The sequence below is a fragment of the Pseudomonas sp. PMCC200344 genome, from assembly GCF_030053095.1.
Lineage (GTDB): Bacteria > Pseudomonadota > Gammaproteobacteria > Pseudomonadales > Pseudomonadaceae > Aquipseudomonas > Aquipseudomonas svalbardensis.
In genome coordinates this window covers 541,232-559,477 of record NZ_CP125618.1, presented here as the reverse complement: position 1 = coordinate 559,477, position 18,246 = coordinate 541,232, and the positions used below count along the sequence as shown (strand labels likewise).

Here is an 18,246-nt window from a genome sequence, read left to right as displayed (position 1 = left end):
TCATCGGTTCGTTGTCTGGCGCAGCAGCATGGTGCCACCGCGCTGGGTAAATTCAAGTTTGTTCAGCGCGCTCATTCCGAGCAGCACTTGTTTGCCATCCAGGCCTGGCACGACGAGGGCGCGCACATCGCGCAGCACAATGTCACCCAGTTGCAGCCGGTCGATGCGGGTTCGGTAACCCTGGGTGCGACCGTTGGCTGTGCTCAGGGTCACCCCAAAGCCTTTTTCCAGTTTCAGCCGTTCGGCCATTTCCGCCGGGATCGACACGTCGGTCGCCCCGGTATCGAGCATGAAATCCACCGGTTGGCCGTTGATCTGGCCGCTGGCGACGAAGTGACCCTGCGTGTTGCTGGCCAGTTTCACTTCGATAAAACCTTCGCCCTGCTCAGAGCTGACGACGGTGTTGGGATTCTGCTGACGCACTTCCCACTGGCCGAAAAAACGCGTCGCCAGAAACAGCGCCGCGCACCAGGCCAGCACCATAAACACTCGACCGGCGCGTTTGCCTGGCGGTTGCTGACTCATGACTTGGCACTCCAGCCACCTTCAGGCGCGGCGAAGCGCCAGACGATCGGACGTTCCTCGCCATCGGCGCGGGCATCGTTGTTGTTGTCAGTGCCAATCCACGCGCCCTCGGCGTCAATAATCAACGCTTCGGTCAGGCCGTAAGGATTTGAATAGCGGCGATGCGCCTGCAAGGCTTCATCGGCAAACGACCAGCAGCGCTCGACCTTGGCCGTCACCGGATCACGGCGGCAGATCTGGTAAGCGTTGCGCTCAAGGGTGAACAGCTTGCCGTTGAACAGCGACAGGTCGGCAAAGTCTCGGGATACCGCTTTGGCTCGGGGAAACTGCGCCGGCTGCATTTCTTTCCCGGCTTCGCTCAGCAACACACAGCCACCATCGCAATCCCATACCGTTTGTTTGCGCTTGATCAGCAACAATCCACGGCTTTGACGCTCGGCGGCGAGCCACAATTGATCACCCGCCGGATTGATCGCCAGGCCCTCGAACAACGCATTGAAGTGCAGCAGCATGCCGCTGGCCCGGGCTTCGCGAATCAGCATCGGCGAGATCTTCAGCCAGGACGATGGCCCAACGGGTGGCACTTGCAGAATCGCGGCGTGGGATTCGCTGACGATGTAGCGATTACCGGCGTTGTCGCAGGTGATGCCTTCAAAATCCAGATCCCCGCCACGGACAAGCGACGCCACCCAGGTCCGCGAACGCAAGCCCCAGGGCAAACCGCTGTCTGGCACCGGCGGCACGCCGATGCCCACGGTTTCGGCGTGCCAGACAATGTCGCGAGTATCGAGACGGTAGATCTGATCATCGTCGCGATCGGAAACCGTCCATAGATCCTTGCCGCACTGCGCCAGCCCGGACAGGTTGCCGCCGCGCATACCGTCAACGGGATGCTCGGACAACAGGCGCAGTTCCGGCACCGGTTCGGCAAACACCGAAATCGAGGTCAGAAGTAACGCACACGCCAGGGCAAAGCCAACCCGCATCAGCCAAGAACCTCGGCCAGGTTGCCTTTGGATTCCAGCCAGGATTTACGGTCGCCGGCGCGTTTCTTCGCCAGCAGCATGTCCATCATTTCCGAGGTCGCTTCAAAATCGTCCAGCGTCAGCTGCACCAGACGCCGAGTGTTCGGGTCCATGGTGGTTTCGCGCAGCTGCGGCGGATTCATTTCACCCAGACCTTTGAATCGTGTGACCTGCGGCTTGCCGCGTTTCTTCTCGGCCACCAGACGATCGAGGATGCCATCGCGCTCGGCTTCGTCCAGGGCGTAGTAAATCTCTTTACCCAGGTCGATACGGTACAGCGGCGGCATCGCGACGTAGACGTGACCGGCATCCACCAACGGGCGGAAATGCTGGACGAACAACGCGCACAGCAACGTGGCGATGTGCAGACCGTCGGAGTCGGCGTCGGCGAGGATGCAGATCTTGCCGTAACGCAGCTGGGCGATGTCCGCCGAGCCCGGATCGACACCGATGGCCACGGCGATGTTGTGCACTTCCTGGCTGGCCAGCACTTCGCTGCCGTCGACTTCCCAGGTGTTCAGAATCTTGCCGCGCAACGGCAGGATTGCTTGAAATTCTTTGTCTCGCGCCTGCTTGGCCGAACCGCCGGCGGAATCACCTTCCACCAGGAACAGCTCGGAACGCATCGGGTCCTGTCCGGCGCAGTCGGCGAGTTTGCCCGGCAGTGCCGGCCCCGCCGTGATGCGCTTGCGCTCGACCTTCTTGCTGGCCTTCAGACGACGGCCGGCATTGTTGATCGCCAGTTCCGCCAGCAACATGCCGGTTTCCGGGTTGGCGTTGAGCCACAGGCTGAAGGCATCCTTGACCACACCGGAAACGAACGCGGCCGCTTCACGGGACGACAGACGCTCTTTGGTCTGGCCGGAGAATTGCGGCTCTTGCATCTTCATCGACAGCACGAAAGCGATGCGCTCCCAGACGTCTTCCGGCGCCAGTTTCACGCCACGAGGGAGCAGGCTGCGGAATTCGCAGAACTCGCGCATCGCGTCGAGCAAACCCTGACGCAGACCGTTGACGTGGGTACCGCCCTGCGCCGTCGGGATCAGGTTGACGTAGCTTTCCTGAACGCTGTCGCCACCTTCCGGCAACCACAGCAGCGCCCAATCGACCGCTTCTTTGTTACCGGCCAGGCTGCCGCAGAACGGTTCGTCCGGCAGACGCTCGAATCCGTTGACCGCGTCCACCAGATAGGAGCGCAGACCGTCTTCGTAATGCCATTCGACTTTCTCGCCGGTGGCTTTGTCTTCAAAACTGACCAGCAGCCCCGGGCACAGAACGGCCTTGGCCTTGAGTACGTGCTTGAGGCGGCTGATGGAGAATTTCGGCGAATCGAAGTATTTCGGGTCCGGCGCGAAGAATACGCTGGTACCCGTGTTGCGCTTGCCGACGGTACCAATGATTTCCAGCTCGGTTTTCTTGTAACCGTCGGCGAAGGTCATCTGGTATTCGTTGCCGTCACGCTTTACGCGCACCCGGACTTCGTTCGACAAGGCGTTGACCACGGAAATACCCACCCCGTGCAGACCGCCGGAGAACTGGTAATTCTTGTTGGAAAACTTGCCACCCGCATGGAGCTTGGTGAGAATCAGCTCGACGCCCGACACGCCTTCTTCGGCGTGGATATCCACCGGCATGCCGCGGCCGTCATCGCTGACTTCCAGGGAGTGATCGGCGTGCAGGATGACCTGCACCGAGGTCGCGTGCCCGGCCAAGGCTTCGTCGACGCTGTTGTCGATGACTTCCTGGGCGAGGTGGTTCGGCCGACTGGTGTCGGTGTACATGCCGGGGCGTTTGCGCACCGGGTCGAGGCCCGAGAGGACTTCGATGGCGTCTGCGTTATAAGAGCTAGCGCTGGGAGTGGCCATGGGGTCTCGTCGTCCGCCTGTAAAAAGAGTGTTCTGTGAAAAAGAGGCGACGACTCACAGTGCAGTGAAATCAATCGCCTGATACAAATCTGCGCCGATGCCGGCAAAACTGAGCATTGCCGGAAGTTGCGCGGCAAAACCCTGAAAACTATGGTCGCCGCCGGCCTGGATACGCAAGGCACAGGCCCGGTAGTACTGCTGGGCGAGGCGATAGTCCAGCGTTTCATCGCCGGTCTGCAACCACACCTGATACCGCTGCGGGTCCTGGGGCGCCGGCACTTCCAGCTCGGCCAGGGCCGTCACGTGGTCGTGGGTCAACTCCCAGGCCTCATCGGTATACAGGTTTTTCTGCGTCCCCAGATACCCGTCGAACATCCGGTGCGGACTGACGGCAGGGTTGATCAACAGGGCCTTGAGGCCATGGCGCTCGGCCAAGTGAGTCGCATAGTAGCCGCCGAGTGAGCTGCCGACCAGCAGTGGTCGCCCAAGCTCCTCAATCGCCTTGTTTAGCTGACCGATGGCCTCACGCGGATGGTGATGCAAGGCCGGAACGCGCAACTGATCGCTCAAGCCCAGACGTTCCATCACTTGTACCAACTGCGTAGCCTTTTTAGACGAGGGCGCGCTGTTGAAACCGTGGATATAAAGGATCGAACCAGACATTTGAGCTCCCTGTGCGTCAGGTAAAGAGGCGCAGTTTACAGGGTGCCGGAAAATGTTGGGCGCCAGCATCCATCGAAATGTACGCGCACCTTTAGGAGCAAAGCTTGCTCGCGATGGCGACTTCAAAGACGCCATCGCCGGCAAGCCGTGCTCCTACAGGGGGACGGGGTGATCAATAGCCGTTGGAGCCGTAATCAACCTCGAAGTCGAACCCGGTAACGCGTTCCACGCCGGTTTCCAGCTGGCCATCAGGCAAAAGCCGCAACCAGCGATACCCCGGCGCCTGGTCACTGACCTTGAAATCATCACTGCCCGGTTCGAACTGAATACACGTGGAAGGCGAGGCAATCAGCCGCACACCCTTGCGAACCTGGTCGATCTCTTGATGCACATGCCCCCATAAAACAGCGCGCACCTGCGGAAACCGATCCAGCACGGCAAACAACGCGTCTGGATTGCGCAATCCAATCGGCTCCATCCACACACAGCCAATCGACACCGGATGATGATGGAAGCACACCAGATGATGGCGCTCCGGCGCCTCACTCAACGAACGGGCCAGCAACTGTAGCTGCTCATCTTGCAAATACCCCGGCACCGAACCCGGTACGGCCGAATCGAGCAATGTGACGCGCCAGTTAGCGACATCCACCACCGGCTCAAGCAACGCGCTCTGCACGGCGGCCTCCGCCATGATCCGCGGCTCATCATGATTACCGGGAATCCAGCGCGCCGGCGCATCGAGCTGCCGCGTCAGGTCGCGAAATTGCTGATAGGACTCCAGCGTCCCGTCCTGAGAAAGATCGCCACTGGCAATAATCAGGTCGATCTGCGGCTGCTGAAGCCGCACCAGCTCAATGACTTTTTGCAGGCTGTCACAGGTATTCATGCCCAACAACGTCCCGTCCGTCTCGGCAAACAGATGACTGTCGGAAAGTTGCACCAGCAACGCCGAATCGGCGGTGGTCGATGTGGATACGCTCGGCAAGGCGTTCTCCCAGGGCTGAATCACGGGATTGGATGAGTGCCGCAATTATGCTGGGGGATGATCAAAAGGGGAAACTTGTGAACTTGATGCAGTTCACACTCAGCGCACAACGGCGTACTCGTGCCCGCAGGCCAGGCAATGGCTCAGCCATTCGCCCAGAAACATATTCAGCTGGGCCTTTTCGTCCGGCTGATGCATTGAGGCATTCGGGTAAGGATAGATGCCGCGAAAGCGTCGCGCATGTTCGGCGCTGACGACTTCGGCCATGCACGCGTCGTGATAAACCTGAACTTCCAGTTGCGGCACCGGCAGCCACGGCAGGCTGTGTTCCTGGCGCACTTGCAAGGTTGTGGTGTACGGGCAGACTTGAAGGACTTCAAGGGCCAGCACGCCGAGCATCTGGTCGCCGTGGGTCACGGCAATGCGCCGCGCCTCCGGCTCGTTGCGCATGTCCGGCAGCAGTCGCATCAGGCGCGCGTAGTTGGCCTCGCAGGAGGCTTGCAGCCCCACGAGGTCGACCCGATAACGATCGCGCAGTTTGTTTACGACCATAACCCCCTCACTTCAACGCGGTTCAAAGCTAGCCATTGCAAGGCAATGATGCTGGCCGCGTTGGCAATTCGTCCGTCGCGTACAGCCTGCAGGGCATCTTCGAACGCCCAGACCGTGACGCGGATATCTTCTGCTTCTTCCTCCAGCCCATGCAGGCCGCCGACGCCGGTGCTGTCGCAACGCCCCAGGTACAAGTGCACAAATTCATTGCTGCCGCCCGGCGATGGAAAGTACTTGGTCATCGGCCAGAGCGCCCCGAACACAAGCCCAGCTTCCTCCTGCGCCTCGCGGTGAGCAACTTCTTCCGGCACTTCATCCTTGTCGATCAGACCGGCGACCAGTTCGATCAGCCATGGATTGTCGGTCTTGCCCATGGCGCCGACGCGAAACTGCTCGATCAACACCACTTCGTCACGCTGCGGATCGTAAGGCAGTACGCACACCGCATCGTGGCGAACAAACACTTCACGATTGATCTCGCGACTCATGCCACCGGCGAACAATTCGTGACGCAAGTGCACACGATCAAGCTTATAGAAGCCCTCGTAGCACTTTTCGCGCCGGACGATATCAACGGCGGTCGGAATGGCGTTGGCAAAATCAGTCATGACTATCCTCTTTACTGCAAATCCGTTACGAGGCTCCTTTTTGTTACTTGCAACCTCGACTTCGCGCCATCCTAACGCGCCCGCGACCTTTGATGCAGCCCCTTTACAGTCAGCGGGATAGACGGTGAGGGCGAAACCAACTCTAATTAGCTTAGTGGCGAACTGACTGCTTCGTTGAGAGTCGAAGCGGATAACTTTTTGCCTTTCCCTGTTTTATGAAGGACGCCCATGTCGCTTTTTAAAATCGCCTCCGTGGCCGCAATCGCCCTGACCCTGGGCGCCTGCCAGAGTTTGTTCCAACCCAACTACCGGACGCCGCTGGAAACCACCCGCGACGCTTCCGAACAACTGAAACCGGGTTGCACAACACCTGACTGCCCACTGGTGAACATCGATACGCTGCGCTTCCCAGACGAACCGCAGTTGGACGGCATTATCGAAAAACGCCTGCTGCAAATGACCCGCACCTCGCCCGATGCCCCGGTAGCGCCGACGCTGGCAGCGTATCGCGAGCAGTTTTTGAGCAGTGCCGGCCCGCGCTACAGCAGTTATCTGCAAGCCAAGGTACGTGAGCAGCATGACGGCTTGGTGATCGTTGAATTCTCCAGCTACCTGGACACCGGCGGCGCCCATGGCACGCCGGGCCGCAGCTTCATCAACTATTCACGCCAGCAACACAAAGTGCTGACGCTGTCGGACATGTTAGTGCCCGGGCAGGAAGAGGCGTTCTGGAAAGCCGCGCAGGTGGCACACAACAGTTGGCTGATCAGCACCAAGCTCGATCAGGAACCGGAGTTCCTGAAGAACTGGCAATTCCAGAAAACCCAAAACGTGGCGCTGACCTACGGCGGCGTGATCCTCAAGTACGAAACCAGCACCATCGCGCCTTACGCGCTGGGCCACATCGAACTGAAGATCCCCTACCCTCGCCTGAACGGCATCATCAAGCCCGAGCTGTTTCCTGGCCGTAACTGAAGGCCTGACCCAGCACGAGTTGCAGCAGCCCTGCCAGAATCAGTGACGGCAGGGTTGCGCCGATGTCCGGGTACAGATTAGCCAGCAAATGATAGGTGCTTACTCCGCCCAACCAGGCGAGCAACGCAGGCCAGCGCAATGTGGCTGACGCCACGCGAGCACTGCGTTTGCGCAGGATGAAGTGATCCACCAGCACCACGCCGAACAGCGGCGCAAACACCGAACCGATCAACAGCAGGAAGTTTTGATACTGGGCCAATGGCGCCAGGCACGCGATCAGTGTGCAGATCACGCCGATGGCCAAGGCCAGATGCTCGACTTTCAAGCGCAACAGAATTCCGCTGGACACCGCTGCCGAGTGAATATCGGCAAAGGCATTTTCCGACTCATCCAGCAGGATCAGCAGCAGCGGAATCCCGAGGCCAGCACCGGCCAATGCCAACAGCAAGGCATTCACTTCTCCGCTCGGCGCAAACGCCAGGGTGTAGGCCACGCCCAGGCTCATCAGCCAGAAGTTACCAACAAAGAAACCCACTGCCGTGCCGCCGAACACGTTTTTCGCACGCTTGCCGAAACGCGAGTAGTCGGCAATCAGTGGCAGCCAGGACAGCGGCATGGCGATGGCAATGTCGAAGCCCACGGCGAACGACATCGAACCATCACCGGCCTGCGCCCACAACGTCGCCAGATCAGCCTTGGCGAACAGGTTCCAGGTCAGCCAGATGCACGCGGCCAGGAGCACCCAGATGCCCCACTTGCGCAGGATCTGTCGCACGAATGTCAGCGGACCACTGACGGCCAGCAAGGTCGCCAAACCACCAAAGAACACAGTCCAGAGCAATGGACTGGACAACAGACTGCCTTCGCTGAACGCACGCGCGCCGAGCAGGCTGGCGGCATCGCGCATGACGATGATTTCGAACGAGCCCCAACCGATCAGTTGCAGCAGGTTCAGCACAGCCGGCAGGCTCGCGCCTTTTGCACCGAGGCTGAGCTTGAGCGCGGTCATCGATGACAGGCCGGTGTCGCTGCCGATCACGCCGACGGCGGCCAGCAGCAAAACGCCGACCAGGGTGCCGAGGAAGATTGCCAGCAATGAGCCGGACAGGCCCAGACCTGGTGCGAGCAGAGCGCCGGTCTGCAGGACCATCAGGCCGATGCCGAGGGAGAACCACAGGGAAAACAGATCGCGGCCGCCGAAGACACGTTTGTCTGTGGGCACCGCAATATCAGGGGAATACGTGCTGGGTTGAATGCTCAAGGGTGTTATCTCAGAGGGACATTTGTTGTTATGTGATCGCTATCGCCAGCAGGCTGGCTCCCACAGGGGACTTGTGAACACCACAAATCCAGTGTGGGAGCCAGCCTGCTGGCGATGGGGCCCTTTCTGGCCCCACCTTTTCAGGTCAGATCAAACCTTCTTGTACAGCTGACTGCCTTCCTGTTTGAACCGCTCGGCCTGTTCCGCCAGTCCCTGGGCGACTTCGGCGTCGACGGTTTCGATACGCTGGTTGGCTGCGTATTCGCGGACTTCCTGGGTGATCTTCATCGAACAGAATTTCGGCCCACACATGGAGCAGAAGTGCGCGACCTTGGCCGAATCTTTCGGCAGGGTTTCATCGTGATACGAACGCGCAGTGTCCGGATCAAGGCCCAGGTTGAACTGGTCTTCCCAACGGAATTCGAAACGCGCCTTGCTCAAGGCATTGTCGCGAATCTGCGCACCCGGATGCCCTTTTGCCAGATCGGCGGCATGGGCGGCGATCTTGTAGGTGATGATCCCGGTCTTCACGTCATCCTTGTTCGGCAGACCCAAGTGTTCCTTCGGCGTCACGTAGCAGAGCATGGCGCAACCGAACCAGCCGATCATCGCCGCACCGATGCCCGAGGTGATGTGGTCGTAGCCTGGCGCGATGTCAGTGGTCAGCGGGCCGAGGGTGTAGAACGGCGCCTCGTCGCAGCATTCCAGCTGCTTGTCCATGTTCTCTTTGATCAACTGCATTGGCACGTGGCCCGGGCCTTCGATCATGCACTGCACGTCGTGCTTCCACGCGATCTTGGTCAGCTCACCGAGGGTTTCCAGCTCACCGAATTGTGCCGCGTCGTTGGCGTCGGCAATCGAGCCCGGACGCAGGCCATCGCCCAGCGAGAAGCTGACGTCGTAGGCCTTCATGATTTCGCAGATGTCTTCGAAATGGGTGTAGAGGAAGTTTTCTTTGTGATGCGCCAGGCACCACTTGGCCATGATCGAACCGCCACGGGAAACGATGCCGGTCACGCGTTTGGCGGTCAGTGGCACGTAGCGCAGCAGCACGCCGGCGTGGATGGTGAAGTAGTCGACGCCCTGCTCGGCCTGTTCGATCAGCGTGTCGCGGAACAGCTCCCAGGTCAGGTCTTCGGCAGCGCCGCCGACTTTTTCCAAAGCCTGATAAATCGGCACAGTACCGATCGGCACCGGCGAGTTACGGATGATCCACTCGCGGGTTTCGTGAATATGTTTGCCGGTGGACAGGTCCATGACCGTGTCCGAACCCCAGCGAATGCCCCAGGTCAGTTTCGCCACTTCTTCTTCGATGGACGAACCCAACGCGCTGTTGCCGATGTTGCCGTTGATCTTCACCAGGAAGTTACGGCCGATGATCATCGGTTCCAGTTCGGTGTGGTTGATGTTGGCCGGAATGATCGCGCGACCGCGGGCGATCTCTTCACGGACGAATTCGGGGGTGATGATTTTCGGCACGCTGGCGCCGAAGCTGTGACCGGCGTGTTGCTGGTCCAGCAGGCCAGCGGCGCGCGCCACTTCAAGCTTCATGTTTTCGCGGATGGCGACGTATTCCATCTCGGCGGTGATGATGCCTTTGCGGGCGTAGTGCATCTGGCTCACGTTGGCACCGGCCTTGGCGCGGCGCGGGTTGTTCACGTGGGCGAAACGCAGCTTGGTCAGCTCCGCATCGGCGAGGCGTTCCTGGCCGAAGTTGGAACTCAGACCCGGCAGACGCTCGGTGTCGCCACGGGATTCGATCCACGGCGAACGCACATCGGCCAGGCCTTTGCGTACGTCGATGATGACGTTGGGGTCGGTGTACGGGCCCGAAGTGTCGTACACAACGACAGGCGCGTTGATCTCGCCGCCGAAGTCGGTCGGGGTTACATCAAGGCTGATTTCGCGCATCGGCACGAGGATGTCCGGGCGAGTGCCCTGAACATAGATTTTTTGCGAGCGAGTAAAAGGCTGAACCGATTGCTGATCGACCTTGGCCGAGTCACTCAGATTGGTTGCGATTTTTGGTTTTGTAGTCATCACGGGCTCTCCGAACACATCCAGGCAGTGGATTTTTTGTCGGAGCGAACCTGTCATCGAATGGACGCACGCGCGCTGGGAAAACCAGCTGTGCTGTGCTCAGTGCTCGAGGGGTGTTCGATTGTCGAACAACATCCCGGACGAAGCACAAGAGGACTCGCCGGGTGACGAGAAATCTTGTTCCCTACGCAGGCGCTAACCTGATCAGGTTCAACGGGATCCGAAATTATTCGATCTCAGCCTCATAGCAAGGCACCCCGACAAGAACCCGGCCAGTCTAGACACAACTGGCAAAGAACGCCAACACCGCGGCAAACACCATGATGAATGGCGCAATTGCAGGATTGTTGCCGTCGTTGCTCACAACTACACTCGCTACGCCATACCGCGCCTTGACGCTGTATGAGCCGCGCCGTAGCCTTGGCGCTCAAATTATCAGCGTAATTTTTTAGGGATGGCCTCATGCTGCGCAAACTCTCACTGGCCCTTGCCGTGTCTTGTGCGTCCAACGGAATGGCCTGGGCAGCAGAAGCGCCCTTATCGACCAAAACCGATCTGGTCAGCGTCTATCAGGAAGCGGTGGACAACAACGCCGACCTGGCTGCCGCTCGCGCTCAGTACGGCGCGCAGAAAGAAGTCGTGCCCCAAGCCCGCGCCGGTTTGTTACCGAACATCTCTGGCGGTGCCCAGGTGGCCAACGTGCGCACCGACCTCGATCAACCGTCAGCCGTTGCCAATCGCAGCGCCCATTCCTATCAGGCGACCTTGGCCCAGCCACTTTTCCGTGCCGATCGCTGGTTCCAGTATCAGGCCGCCAAGGACGTCAACGAACAGGCTGCACTGCAACTCTCGGCGACCGAGCAGAACCTGATCCTGCAAACGTCCGAAAGCTATTTCAACGTGCTGCGCAGCCAAGACAATCTGGCCTCGACCAAGGCCGAAGAGGCAGCGTTCAAGCGTCAGCTCGATCAGTCCAACGAGCGCTTCGACGTCGGCCTCTCGGACAAGACCGACGTGCTGCAATCGCAAGCCAGTTACGACACCGCGCGAGCCAACCGGATCGTCGCGCAGCGTCAGGTCGATGATGCGTTTGAAGCGTTGATCACCCTGACCAATCGTCAGTACAACTCGATCCAGGGCATCGTCCACACCTTGCCGATTCTGCCTCCGGCACCGAACGACGCCAAAGCCTGGGTCGACACCGCCGCCAAACAGAACCTGAATTTGCTGGCCAGCAACTACGCCGTCAGCGCCGCCGAAGAAACCCTCAAGCAGCGCAAGGCCGGTCACGCACCGACCCTGGATGCCGTGGCGAAATACGAGAAGGGTGACAACGACGCCATGGGTTTCAGCAACCCGAACGCCTTCGGTACGCCTTACGGCGGTAACGTCGAGCAACGCACGCTGGCCTTGCAATTGAGTATCCCTATCTACAGCGGCGGCCTGACCACTTCACAGGTTCGCGAGTCTTACTCGCGCCTGGATCAAACCGAACAACAGCGCGAATCCCTGCGTCGGCAAGTGGTAGAAAACACCCGCAACCTGCACCGCGCGGTGAACACTGATGTGGAGCAGGTGCAAGCGCGCAAGCAGTCGATCATCTCCAACCAGAGCGCGGTGGAAGCGACCGAAATCGGTTATCAGGTGGGTACGCGAAACATCGTCGACGTGCTGGATGCGCAGCGTCAGCTGTACACATCGGTGCGCAACTACAACAACACCCGTTACGACTACATCCTCGACAACCTGCGCTTGAAACAGGCCGCGGGCACCTTGAACCCAGGGGATTTGCAGGACCTGGCGCGTTATCTCAAGGCCGACTACAACCCGGATAAAGACTTCCTGCCGCCGGACCTGGCCAAGGCTGCGGCAGAGCAACTCAACGCCCGTCCCTGACAGCAAAAGCAAACAGCATTCGCGAGCAAGCCCGCTTGTGTCTTGCGCAGGAATTAGACTGAGGATGAGAGCGGGCTTGCTCGCGAATGAAGACAACCCGGTCTAACGCTCGATCAACCGCCCCAACCCATCCAGCAATCGCTGCAACGCGCCCTGATTGGTGCGCATCACTTTCAACCCCGCCTCCGCCATCCGCTGCGCATCGCGCGGCAATTCGAACAGTCGCTGCACCGCCAGCGCCAGACCTTCGGCATCCTCTACTTCCTGCAACGCCCCGGCACTGCGCAACTGCGCGGCGATTTCGAGGAAGTTAAACAGGTGCGGCCCGCTCAACACCGGTTTGGCCAGAGCCGCCGGCTCCAGCAGGTTGTGCCCGCCGTTCGGCACCAGACTGCCGCCAACAAAAGCGCTGTCGGCCAAGGCATACAGAAACAGCAACTCACCCATGGTGTCGCCCACCAGCACCGAAGTTTGCGCGGTGACCGGGTCACCAGTGGACCGACGCACCGTGGCGAACCCCTGCTGCCGACACAACTCGAACACCGGGTTGAAACGCTCTGGATGGCGCGGCACCAGAATCAGCAACGCATCGGGATGATTGGCCAGCAACTGACTATGAGCCGCCAGCACCACTTCGTCTTCGCCTTCGTGGGTACTGGCAGCGATCCACACCGGACGTTCCTGAGTCTGCCATTGCATACGCAACTCGGCGGCACGCTGAAGCAGTGCCGGGTCGATGGTCAGGTCGAACTTGATCGAGCCGGTCACTTCCACGGTTTGCGAACGCGCACCCAAATCGCGGAAGCGCTGCGCCTCGGCCTCGGTCTGCACCGCGAACAGGCTCATCTCGGCAAGCATCGGCTGGGTCAGTTTGCCGAAGCGGCCATAGCCCCTGGCAGAACGCTCGGACAGTCGAGCGTTGGCCAGGGCCACGGGAATCCCGCGCTTGGCGCACTGATGGATATGGTTCGGCCAGAGTTCGGTCTCCATGATCACCGCCAGTTTCGGCTGGACCCGATCAAGGAATCGCTTCGCTGCGCAAGGCAAGTCGTAAGGCAAATAGCAGTGCTGGATGCGCGGCTCATTGGCGAACAGCGCCTGAATGCGCTCCGAACCGGTCGGGGTCATGCAGGTCACGGTAATGGGCAACTGTGGATAACGCTGCAGCAAGGCGCGAATCATCGGCGCCGCGGCAATGCTTTCGCCCACCGACACCGCGTGCACCCAGATGCCGCCCGTTTTCATCGCTGGTAACCCGACGGAGAAACGTTCGCCAATGCGCTTGGCGTACGCCGGCGCCTTGCGCGCCCGCAGCCAAAGCCGAATCGCTACCAATGGCAGCCCCAGGTAAAACAGCGCGGTGTAGAGAGTTCTATTCATGGCGGCGGAGTTTATCGGCTTTTTTCACCGATCGTCTGCAAGTGCACGGCAAAACGTTCGGCCAACCAACGAGCTGCCGGCCCCAGAGGCTCATCGCGGCGCCAGACCAACTCCACCACCAGCGCTGGCGGGGTCCATTCGCTGACCAGTTCGACCATCAGATCCTGATACGCCGGGTACTGCACCACGTGGCGCGGCAGCCAGGCCCAACCGAGGCCGCGCACCAGCCATTCAGCCATCACGTAGAAACTGTCGGCCCGCCAGACTTGCGGGCTGGCAGGTTCGCTACCGGGATAGACACTCGACTGTGTGGACATCAGCAACTGACGATGCCGCGCCAGTTGCTGACAATCAACCTGAGCCTGTTGCGCCAATGGGTGGCCGACGCCGCACACCGTGACCATTTCGACGCTGCCCAACACCCGCCGCTCGAGCGCTTCGGGAATCTGGTCGTGATAAAACAGCAACCCCAGATCGGCCCGACGCTCCACCAGTTTGCGCGCCACATCACCTTGGGCGGCGCTGGTCAATTGCACTTCAAGGCTGGGAAATTGTTGAGCCAGGGCTTCGAAGCTTTCGATGATCGGCTGATAGGGCATCGCCTCATCCTGGGCCACACGCAAACGCGCCTCCTGGCCGCGCATCATGGCCAACGCCCGACCGTTAAGGCGTTCGCATTGGCGCAGCACTTCCCGCGCCTCATCCAGCAATGCGTTGCCGGCCTCGGTGAGTTTCGGCTGGCGGCCGCTGCTACGGTCGAACAGGCTGACGCCCAAGTCCTCTTCCAGCAGCGCAATCGAACTGCTGACCGCCGACTGCGCCTTGCGCTGATCCCGCGCTACCGCAGAAAACGAACGCTGCTCCGCTACGCTGACAAACAGCCGCAGCTGCTCCAGATTCCATTGCGTGTTCATGGCTCAACCCATCTTCAGAACAGATAGGTAATGACTTTACCGCATCTGGAGAATCTCTAAAATGCCGACCTCAGAAAGCAACACTTCACACGAGGATGCACCTATGACCGCTTACTACTATCTGGCCATTGCCATCTGCGCCGAAGTGATCGCCACCGTTTCGATGAAAGCGGTCAAAGGCTTCAGCACCCCGCTGCCGCTGATTCTGGTTATTGTCGGCTACGGCATCGCCTTCTGGATGCTGACGCTGGTGGTGCGCAGCGTTCCGGTGGGCGTGGCTTACGCGGTGTGGGCCGGCATGGGGATCGTGATGGTCAGCGTCGCGGCGCTGTTTATCTACGGGCAGAAACTGGATGTGCCGGCAATGCTGGGGATGGCGCTCATCGTCTTGGGCGTCGTAGTGATTCAACTCTTCTCCAAAACCGCCGGCCATTAAGGTTCGAAGTGCAATCCATTGGTGCAAGCCCGCTCCCACAGGGTTTTGCATTTGCCCTGTTGATCATCAACAAATCCCCTATTCGTCGAGTCTGTATACTGCGCCCTCGTCTTGAACACTGAGGTCGCTGCATGCCATCCGTTATTTCCACCGACGTTCTGATTGTCGGCGCTGGTGTCGCCGGCCTCTGGCTGAATGCGCGCCTGCGCCTCCAGGGTTTTTCGACCGTGCTGGTGGAAAGCGCCAGCCTCGGTGGCGGGCAAAGCGTGAAATCCCAAGGCATCATCCATGGCGGCGCCAAGTACGCACTGCATGGCGCACTGACCGGCGCCTCGGAAGCCATCGCCGACATGCCTCGGCGCTGGCGTGAAGCCTTGGCCGGTGACGGCGAACTGGACCTGACCGGCGTGCGCCTGCTGTCCGAAGCTCATTACCTCTGGTCCCCCGGCACGATCGCCGGCAATCTCACCAGTTTCTTCGCCAGCAAGGCCGTGCGCGGCCGTGTCGATCAGGTCAAGGGCGAGCAACTGCCGCCAGCCCTGCAAGACAAACGCTTCAAGGGCAAGGTCTATCGTCTGGCGGAACTGGTGATCGACGTGCCGAGCCTGATCCAGCGCTTGGCGGACCTGGCCGGCGACGGTTTGCTCGCCGGCCAGAAGATCGAACCGTTGCTGGAGGGTGGAGTACTGGTCGGCCTGAAGGTTGACGAGCGCGAGATTCGCGCCCAGCGCATCGTCTTGAGTGCCGGTGCCGGTACGGCAGCGCTGCTCGAAGCGCTGGGGCTGAGCCAACCCGCCATGCAACGCCGGCCGTTGCACATGATCATCGCCAAAGGTCCTGGCCTCAAACCGCTGTATGCCCACTGCCTGGGCGGCGGCACCAAGCCGCGCATTACCGTGACTACCCATCCGGCCGCCGATGGTCAGTGGGTCTGGTATCTGGGCGGCGACATTGCCGAAGCCGAAGGTGTTGCCCGAGATCCCGCCGAGCAAATTGCCACGGCGCAGAAAGAACTCGGCCAGTTGCTGCCTTGGATCGACCTGAGCACCGCGCAATGGGCCACCCTTCGAGTGGATCGCGCCGAGCCACTGCAATCGGGACTGACTCGTCCTGACAATGCATTCCTTGCCGAAGAAGGCCGGCTGCTGGTCGGCTGGCCAACCAAACTGGCGCTGGCTCCGGACTTTGCTGATCGCGTCATCGCGTCCTTGCAGCGCGACGGCATCCAGCCAAGCCATCCGGCGCCGCTGCCCGACCTGCCAAAACCGCCGATGGGCGTGCCTGCCTGGGAGCAACTGCTGCCATGAGCCAACCGACCTTGCACAATCTGCATCGCCCTTTGGGCAGCACCGGCCTGCTGGTCTCGCCGTTAGGCCTGGGCACCGTCAAGCTTGGCCGCGATCAAGGCGTGAAGTACCCCAGCGGCTTCCAGATTCCCGACGATGACGAAGCGCGCATGCTGCTCAAACTCGCCCGCGACATGGGCATCAACCTGATCGACACCGCCCCGGCTTATGGCCGTAGCGAAGAGCGACTCGGCCCATTGCTGCGAGGGCAGCGTCAGGAGTGGGTGATCGTCAGCAAGGTTGGCGAAGAGTTTACCGACGGCCAGTCGAGCCACGATTTCAGCGCCGCCCACACGCGATTGTCGGTGGAGCGCAGCCTGCAACGCCTGGAAACGGATGTTATCGACCTGGTGCTAGTGCACTCCGACGGCAACGACCTGGCGATCCTCAACGACAGCGAAGTCTATGCGACCCTCGCGGCGCTGAAGAGCGAGGGCAAGATTCGCGGCTTCGGTTTTTCCGGCAAAACCGTCGAAGGCGGTTTGAAGGCTCTGGAACAAGGCGATTGCGCCATGGTCACCTACAATCTGAACGAGCAGAACGAGAAGCCAGTCATTGACTATGCTGCTGCTCACGGCAAAGCCATTCTGGTCAAAAAAGCCCTCGCCAGCGGCCACGTCTGCCTGAGTCCGGGCGTGGACCCGGTGCGCGCCAGCTTTGAGTTGTTGTTTGAACATCCGGGTGTTGCCAGTGCTATTGTCGGGACCATCAATCCGCTGCACCTCGCCCACAACGTCGCGACCGTTGCCCAGGTCCTACGTAGAAACTGATGCCGCCCACGCGGCCTTAAGCAGGAGCCGACATGCCGCGTACGCTCATAAGAAAGAACCCGAGCAACTTCAAGACCCTGCCGTTATTCGTCGAAGCGACTCCCGAAGGCCTGAGTTATCAAAGCGTCGGGATGCCGCTCAATTTCTCTCAGACGCTGCAACGTCGCCGCCCGGTGACGGTCACCGACACTCAGCGGTTTTCGCTGGAGCTGGCCAACCTCGGGGTTTCGGTGCGCCTGACCCTGCATTGGCAAAACCGCGATTATTGGGTGTTAGTGCGTCAGCGTCGGCAAGACCGCGGCGACGTGGTGCTCAAACTGATCTCCGGTTACGTGCCCGCCCATGAGCTGAACCTGCCGCTGCACACCGCGATTCAGGAAATTGCCGAAGAGTGCCTGCTGGAAACCCCGGAAGGCTGGCTCGGCGGGCGCTTCAACGACACTTGGCTGCCGGCGCCCTACTCGTCCGCGCTGCATTATCGCGAAGCCCTGCCGTTTCGCCTGACGCCGTTGTCCGGTTCGGCGCGGCCGGTGCGGTGCGCCAAGATGCAGTTGATCGAACGCCCGAGGGCTTACGTGCATTTGCCGACGGCTTCGCTGCAATTGATCTATGACTTGCGTCTGGACGTACCCAAGGAAGCCAAATCCCTGAGTTTGTTTCATGTCGACGAACGACTGGAAGGCGATCAACTGGTGGCCCGGCTCGATCGAAAACGTCCCGATTTGTACTTGATGCCGCTGCAGGACGGCCAACCGATGGCCGAGCTCTATACCTTGAAAAAGGATCAGCTGTACCCGGCGAGTACTCGCGGGTTGTACCTGGCAGAGAGTTTTGCCCAGCAGGAAGGCTGGCTGGTGAGGGAAGAGCGGATTCGCTGGAAGGATTGGGTGCGGCAGCAGGGCTTGAGCCCGCCGGGGAAAGATTCAGGTTTGGCGCGGTTGCGTGGGAAGGCGAAGCAATTGCTGAAGAGAATCGTACCGCGTAAAAAAGTCAGCTCCTGAG

The 18,246-nt window shown here is 60.3% G+C and carries 17 protein-coding genes and 1 riboswitch; of the genes, 6 read left to right on the top strand and 11 right to left on the bottom strand.

The annotated features are described in order from the left end of the window. From QFW87_RS02490 to QFW87_RS02460, 7 genes are all read right to left on the bottom strand, one after another. Complete coding sequence (locus tag QFW87_RS02490) at window positions 1–525, bottom strand: TIGR02281 family clan AA aspartic protease (RefSeq protein WP_283189732.1); 525 nt, start codon at window positions 523–525, stop codon at window positions 1–3. Continuing rightward, window positions 522–1,511 carry an esterase-like activity of phytase family protein gene (locus QFW87_RS02485; protein ID WP_283189731.1) on the bottom strand — a complete coding sequence of 330 codons (990 nt, stop codon included), beginning with the start codon at window positions 1,509–1,511 and terminating at the stop codon, window positions 522–524. Before QFW87_RS02485 ends, QFW87_RS02490 begins: the two co-directional genes overlap by 4 nt. Beyond that, a complete protein-coding gene (parE, locus tag QFW87_RS02480) occupies window positions 1,511–3,415 on the bottom strand; it encodes a DNA topoisomerase IV subunit B (RefSeq protein ID WP_046045699.1) in 1,905 nt (634 codons plus the stop codon). Before parE ends, QFW87_RS02485 begins: the two co-directional genes overlap by 1 nt. A 54-nt stretch (window positions 3,416–3,469) precedes the next feature. After that, window positions 3,470–4,078: a YqiA/YcfP family alpha/beta fold hydrolase gene (locus QFW87_RS02475; RefSeq protein WP_046056736.1), complete on the bottom strand. Its 609-nt coding sequence runs from the start codon at window positions 4,076–4,078 to the stop codon at window positions 3,470–3,472. A 172-nt stretch (window positions 4,079–4,250) separates the two neighbouring features. Further along, window positions 4,251–5,066 carry a 3',5'-cyclic-AMP phosphodiesterase gene (gene cpdA, locus QFW87_RS02470; protein ID WP_283182698.1) on the bottom strand — a complete coding sequence of 272 codons (816 nt, stop codon included), beginning with the start codon at window positions 5,064–5,066 and terminating at the stop codon, window positions 4,251–4,253. 99 nt (window positions 5,067–5,165) lie between these two features. Continuing rightward, entirely contained in the window at window positions 5,166–5,618 is a 453-nt protein-coding gene (locus QFW87_RS02465) for a DUF1249 domain-containing protein (protein WP_008153350.1), read from the bottom strand. Then, window positions 5,609–6,226 (bottom strand): NUDIX domain-containing protein, encoded by a 618-nt coding sequence (locus QFW87_RS02460; RefSeq protein WP_283182697.1) that lies wholly within the window; start codon window positions 6,224–6,226, stop codon window positions 5,609–5,611. The genes QFW87_RS02465 and QFW87_RS02460 overlap by 10 nt, the downstream gene beginning before the upstream one ends. Before the next feature lie 228 nt (window positions 6,227–6,454). Here QFW87_RS02460 and QFW87_RS02455 point away from each other — a divergent pair, with 228 nt between their 5' ends. After that, the gene (locus QFW87_RS02455; protein WP_283182696.1) at window positions 6,455–7,201 is read left to right on the top strand and encodes an RsiV family protein; all 747 of its coding nucleotides are present in this window, start codon (window positions 6,455–6,457) and stop codon (window positions 7,199–7,201) included. Here QFW87_RS02455 and cytX read toward each other — a convergent pair. Then, window positions 7,170–8,462, bottom strand: coding sequence for a putative hydroxymethylpyrimidine transporter CytX (gene cytX / locus QFW87_RS02450; RefSeq protein WP_283189730.1), 1,293 nt, complete (start codon window positions 8,460–8,462; stop codon window positions 7,170–7,172). The genes QFW87_RS02455 and cytX overlap by 32 nt on opposite strands. Before the next feature lie 150 nt (window positions 8,463–8,612). After that, entirely contained in the window at window positions 8,613–10,502 is a 1,890-nt protein-coding gene (gene thiC, locus QFW87_RS02445) for a phosphomethylpyrimidine synthase ThiC (RefSeq protein ID WP_282376652.1), read from the bottom strand. Between the two features lie 164 nt (window positions 10,503–10,666). Further along, window positions 10,667–10,772: riboswitch (TPP riboswitch) on the bottom strand. A gap of 192 nt (window positions 10,773–10,964) precedes the next feature. Between thiC and QFW87_RS02440 the strand changes: the two genes are divergently transcribed. Further along, window positions 10,965–12,398, top strand: coding sequence for a TolC family outer membrane protein (locus tag QFW87_RS02440; RefSeq protein ID WP_283182694.1), 1,434 nt, complete (start codon window positions 10,965–10,967; stop codon window positions 12,396–12,398). 102 nt (window positions 12,399–12,500) lie between these two features. Here the strand turns inward: QFW87_RS02440 and waaA are convergent, their stop codons facing one another. Further along, window positions 12,501–13,778: a lipid IV(A) 3-deoxy-D-manno-octulosonic acid transferase gene (gene waaA, locus QFW87_RS02435; protein WP_283189729.1), complete on the bottom strand. Its 1,278-nt coding sequence runs from the start codon at window positions 13,776–13,778 to the stop codon at window positions 12,501–12,503. A gap of 11 nt (window positions 13,779–13,789) precedes the next feature. Further along, complete coding sequence (locus QFW87_RS02430) at window positions 13,790–14,692, bottom strand: LysR family transcriptional regulator (protein ID WP_283182691.1); 903 nt, start codon at window positions 14,690–14,692, stop codon at window positions 13,790–13,792. A 103-nt stretch (window positions 14,693–14,795) separates the two neighbouring features. Here QFW87_RS02430 and QFW87_RS02425 point away from each other — a divergent pair, with 103 nt between their 5' ends. From QFW87_RS02425 to QFW87_RS02410, 4 genes are all read left to right on the top strand, one after another. Next, window positions 14,796–15,128 (top strand): multidrug efflux SMR transporter, encoded by a 333-nt coding sequence (locus QFW87_RS02425; RefSeq protein ID WP_008027887.1) that lies wholly within the window; start codon window positions 14,796–14,798, stop codon window positions 15,126–15,128. Between the two features lie 131 nt (window positions 15,129–15,259). After that, window positions 15,260–16,435 (top strand): FAD-dependent oxidoreductase, encoded by a 1,176-nt coding sequence (locus QFW87_RS02420; protein ID WP_283189728.1) that lies wholly within the window; start codon window positions 15,260–15,262, stop codon window positions 16,433–16,435. Continuing rightward, entirely contained in the window at window positions 16,432–17,244 is an 813-nt protein-coding gene (locus QFW87_RS02415) for an aldo/keto reductase (protein WP_283182689.1), read from the top strand. Before QFW87_RS02420 ends, QFW87_RS02415 begins: the two co-directional genes overlap by 4 nt. 32 nt (window positions 17,245–17,276) lie before the next feature. After that, window positions 17,277–18,245: a metal ABC transporter ATPase gene (locus tag QFW87_RS02410; protein WP_283182688.1), complete on the top strand. Its 969-nt coding sequence runs from the start codon at window positions 17,277–17,279 to the stop codon at window positions 18,243–18,245. The last annotated feature ends 1 nt before the right edge of the window (window position 18,246 follow it).

What these genes read in the sequence shown, in the direction of transcription:
- QFW87_RS02440 (WP_283182694.1), top strand. Translation starts at nt 10,965, where the DNA reads ATGCTGCGCAAACTCTCACTGGCCCTTGCCGTGTCTTGTGCGTCCAAC.
- QFW87_RS02455 (WP_283182696.1), top strand. Translation starts at nt 6,455, where the DNA reads ATGTCGCTTTTTAAAATCGCCTCCGTGGCCGCAATCGCCCTGACCCTG.
- QFW87_RS02465 (WP_008153350.1), bottom strand. Translation starts at nt 5,618, where the DNA reads ATGGTCGTAAACAAACTGCGCGATCGTTATCGGGTCGACCTCGTGGGG.
- QFW87_RS02415 (WP_283182689.1), top strand. Translation starts at nt 16,432, where the DNA reads ATGAGCCAACCGACCTTGCACAATCTGCATCGCCCTTTGGGCAGCACC.
- QFW87_RS02420 (WP_283189728.1), top strand. Translation starts at nt 15,260, where the DNA reads ATGCCATCCGTTATTTCCACCGACGTTCTGATTGTCGGCGCTGGTGTC.
- waaA (WP_283189729.1), bottom strand. Translation starts at nt 13,778, where the DNA reads ATGAATAGAACTCTCTACACCGCGCTGTTTTACCTGGGGCTGCCATTG.
- QFW87_RS02430 (WP_283182691.1), bottom strand. Translation starts at nt 14,692, where the DNA reads ATGAACACGCAATGGAATCTGGAGCAGCTGCGGCTGTTTGTCAGCGTA.
- QFW87_RS02485 (WP_283189731.1), bottom strand. Translation starts at nt 1,511, where the DNA reads ATGCGGGTTGGCTTTGCCCTGGCGTGTGCGTTACTTCTGACCTCGATT.
- QFW87_RS02460 (WP_283182697.1), bottom strand. Translation starts at nt 6,226, where the DNA reads ATGACTGATTTTGCCAACGCCATTCCGACCGCCGTTGATATCGTCCGG.
- QFW87_RS02475 (WP_046056736.1), bottom strand. Translation starts at nt 4,078, where the DNA reads ATGTCTGGTTCGATCCTTTATATCCACGGTTTCAACAGCGCGCCCTCG.
- QFW87_RS02425 (WP_008027887.1), top strand. Translation starts at nt 14,796, where the DNA reads ATGACCGCTTACTACTATCTGGCCATTGCCATCTGCGCCGAAGTGATC.
- QFW87_RS02490 (WP_283189732.1), bottom strand. Translation starts at nt 525, where the DNA reads ATGAGTCAGCAACCGCCAGGCAAACGCGCCGGTCGAGTGTTTATGGTG.
- thiC (WP_282376652.1), bottom strand. Translation starts at nt 10,502, where the DNA reads ATGACTACAAAACCAAAAATCGCAACCAATCTGAGTGACTCGGCCAAG.
- parE (WP_046045699.1), bottom strand. Translation starts at nt 3,415, where the DNA reads ATGGCCACTCCCAGCGCTAGCTCTTATAACGCAGACGCCATCGAAGTC.
- QFW87_RS02410 (WP_283182688.1), top strand. Translation starts at nt 17,277, where the DNA reads ATGCCGCGTACGCTCATAAGAAAGAACCCGAGCAACTTCAAGACCCTG.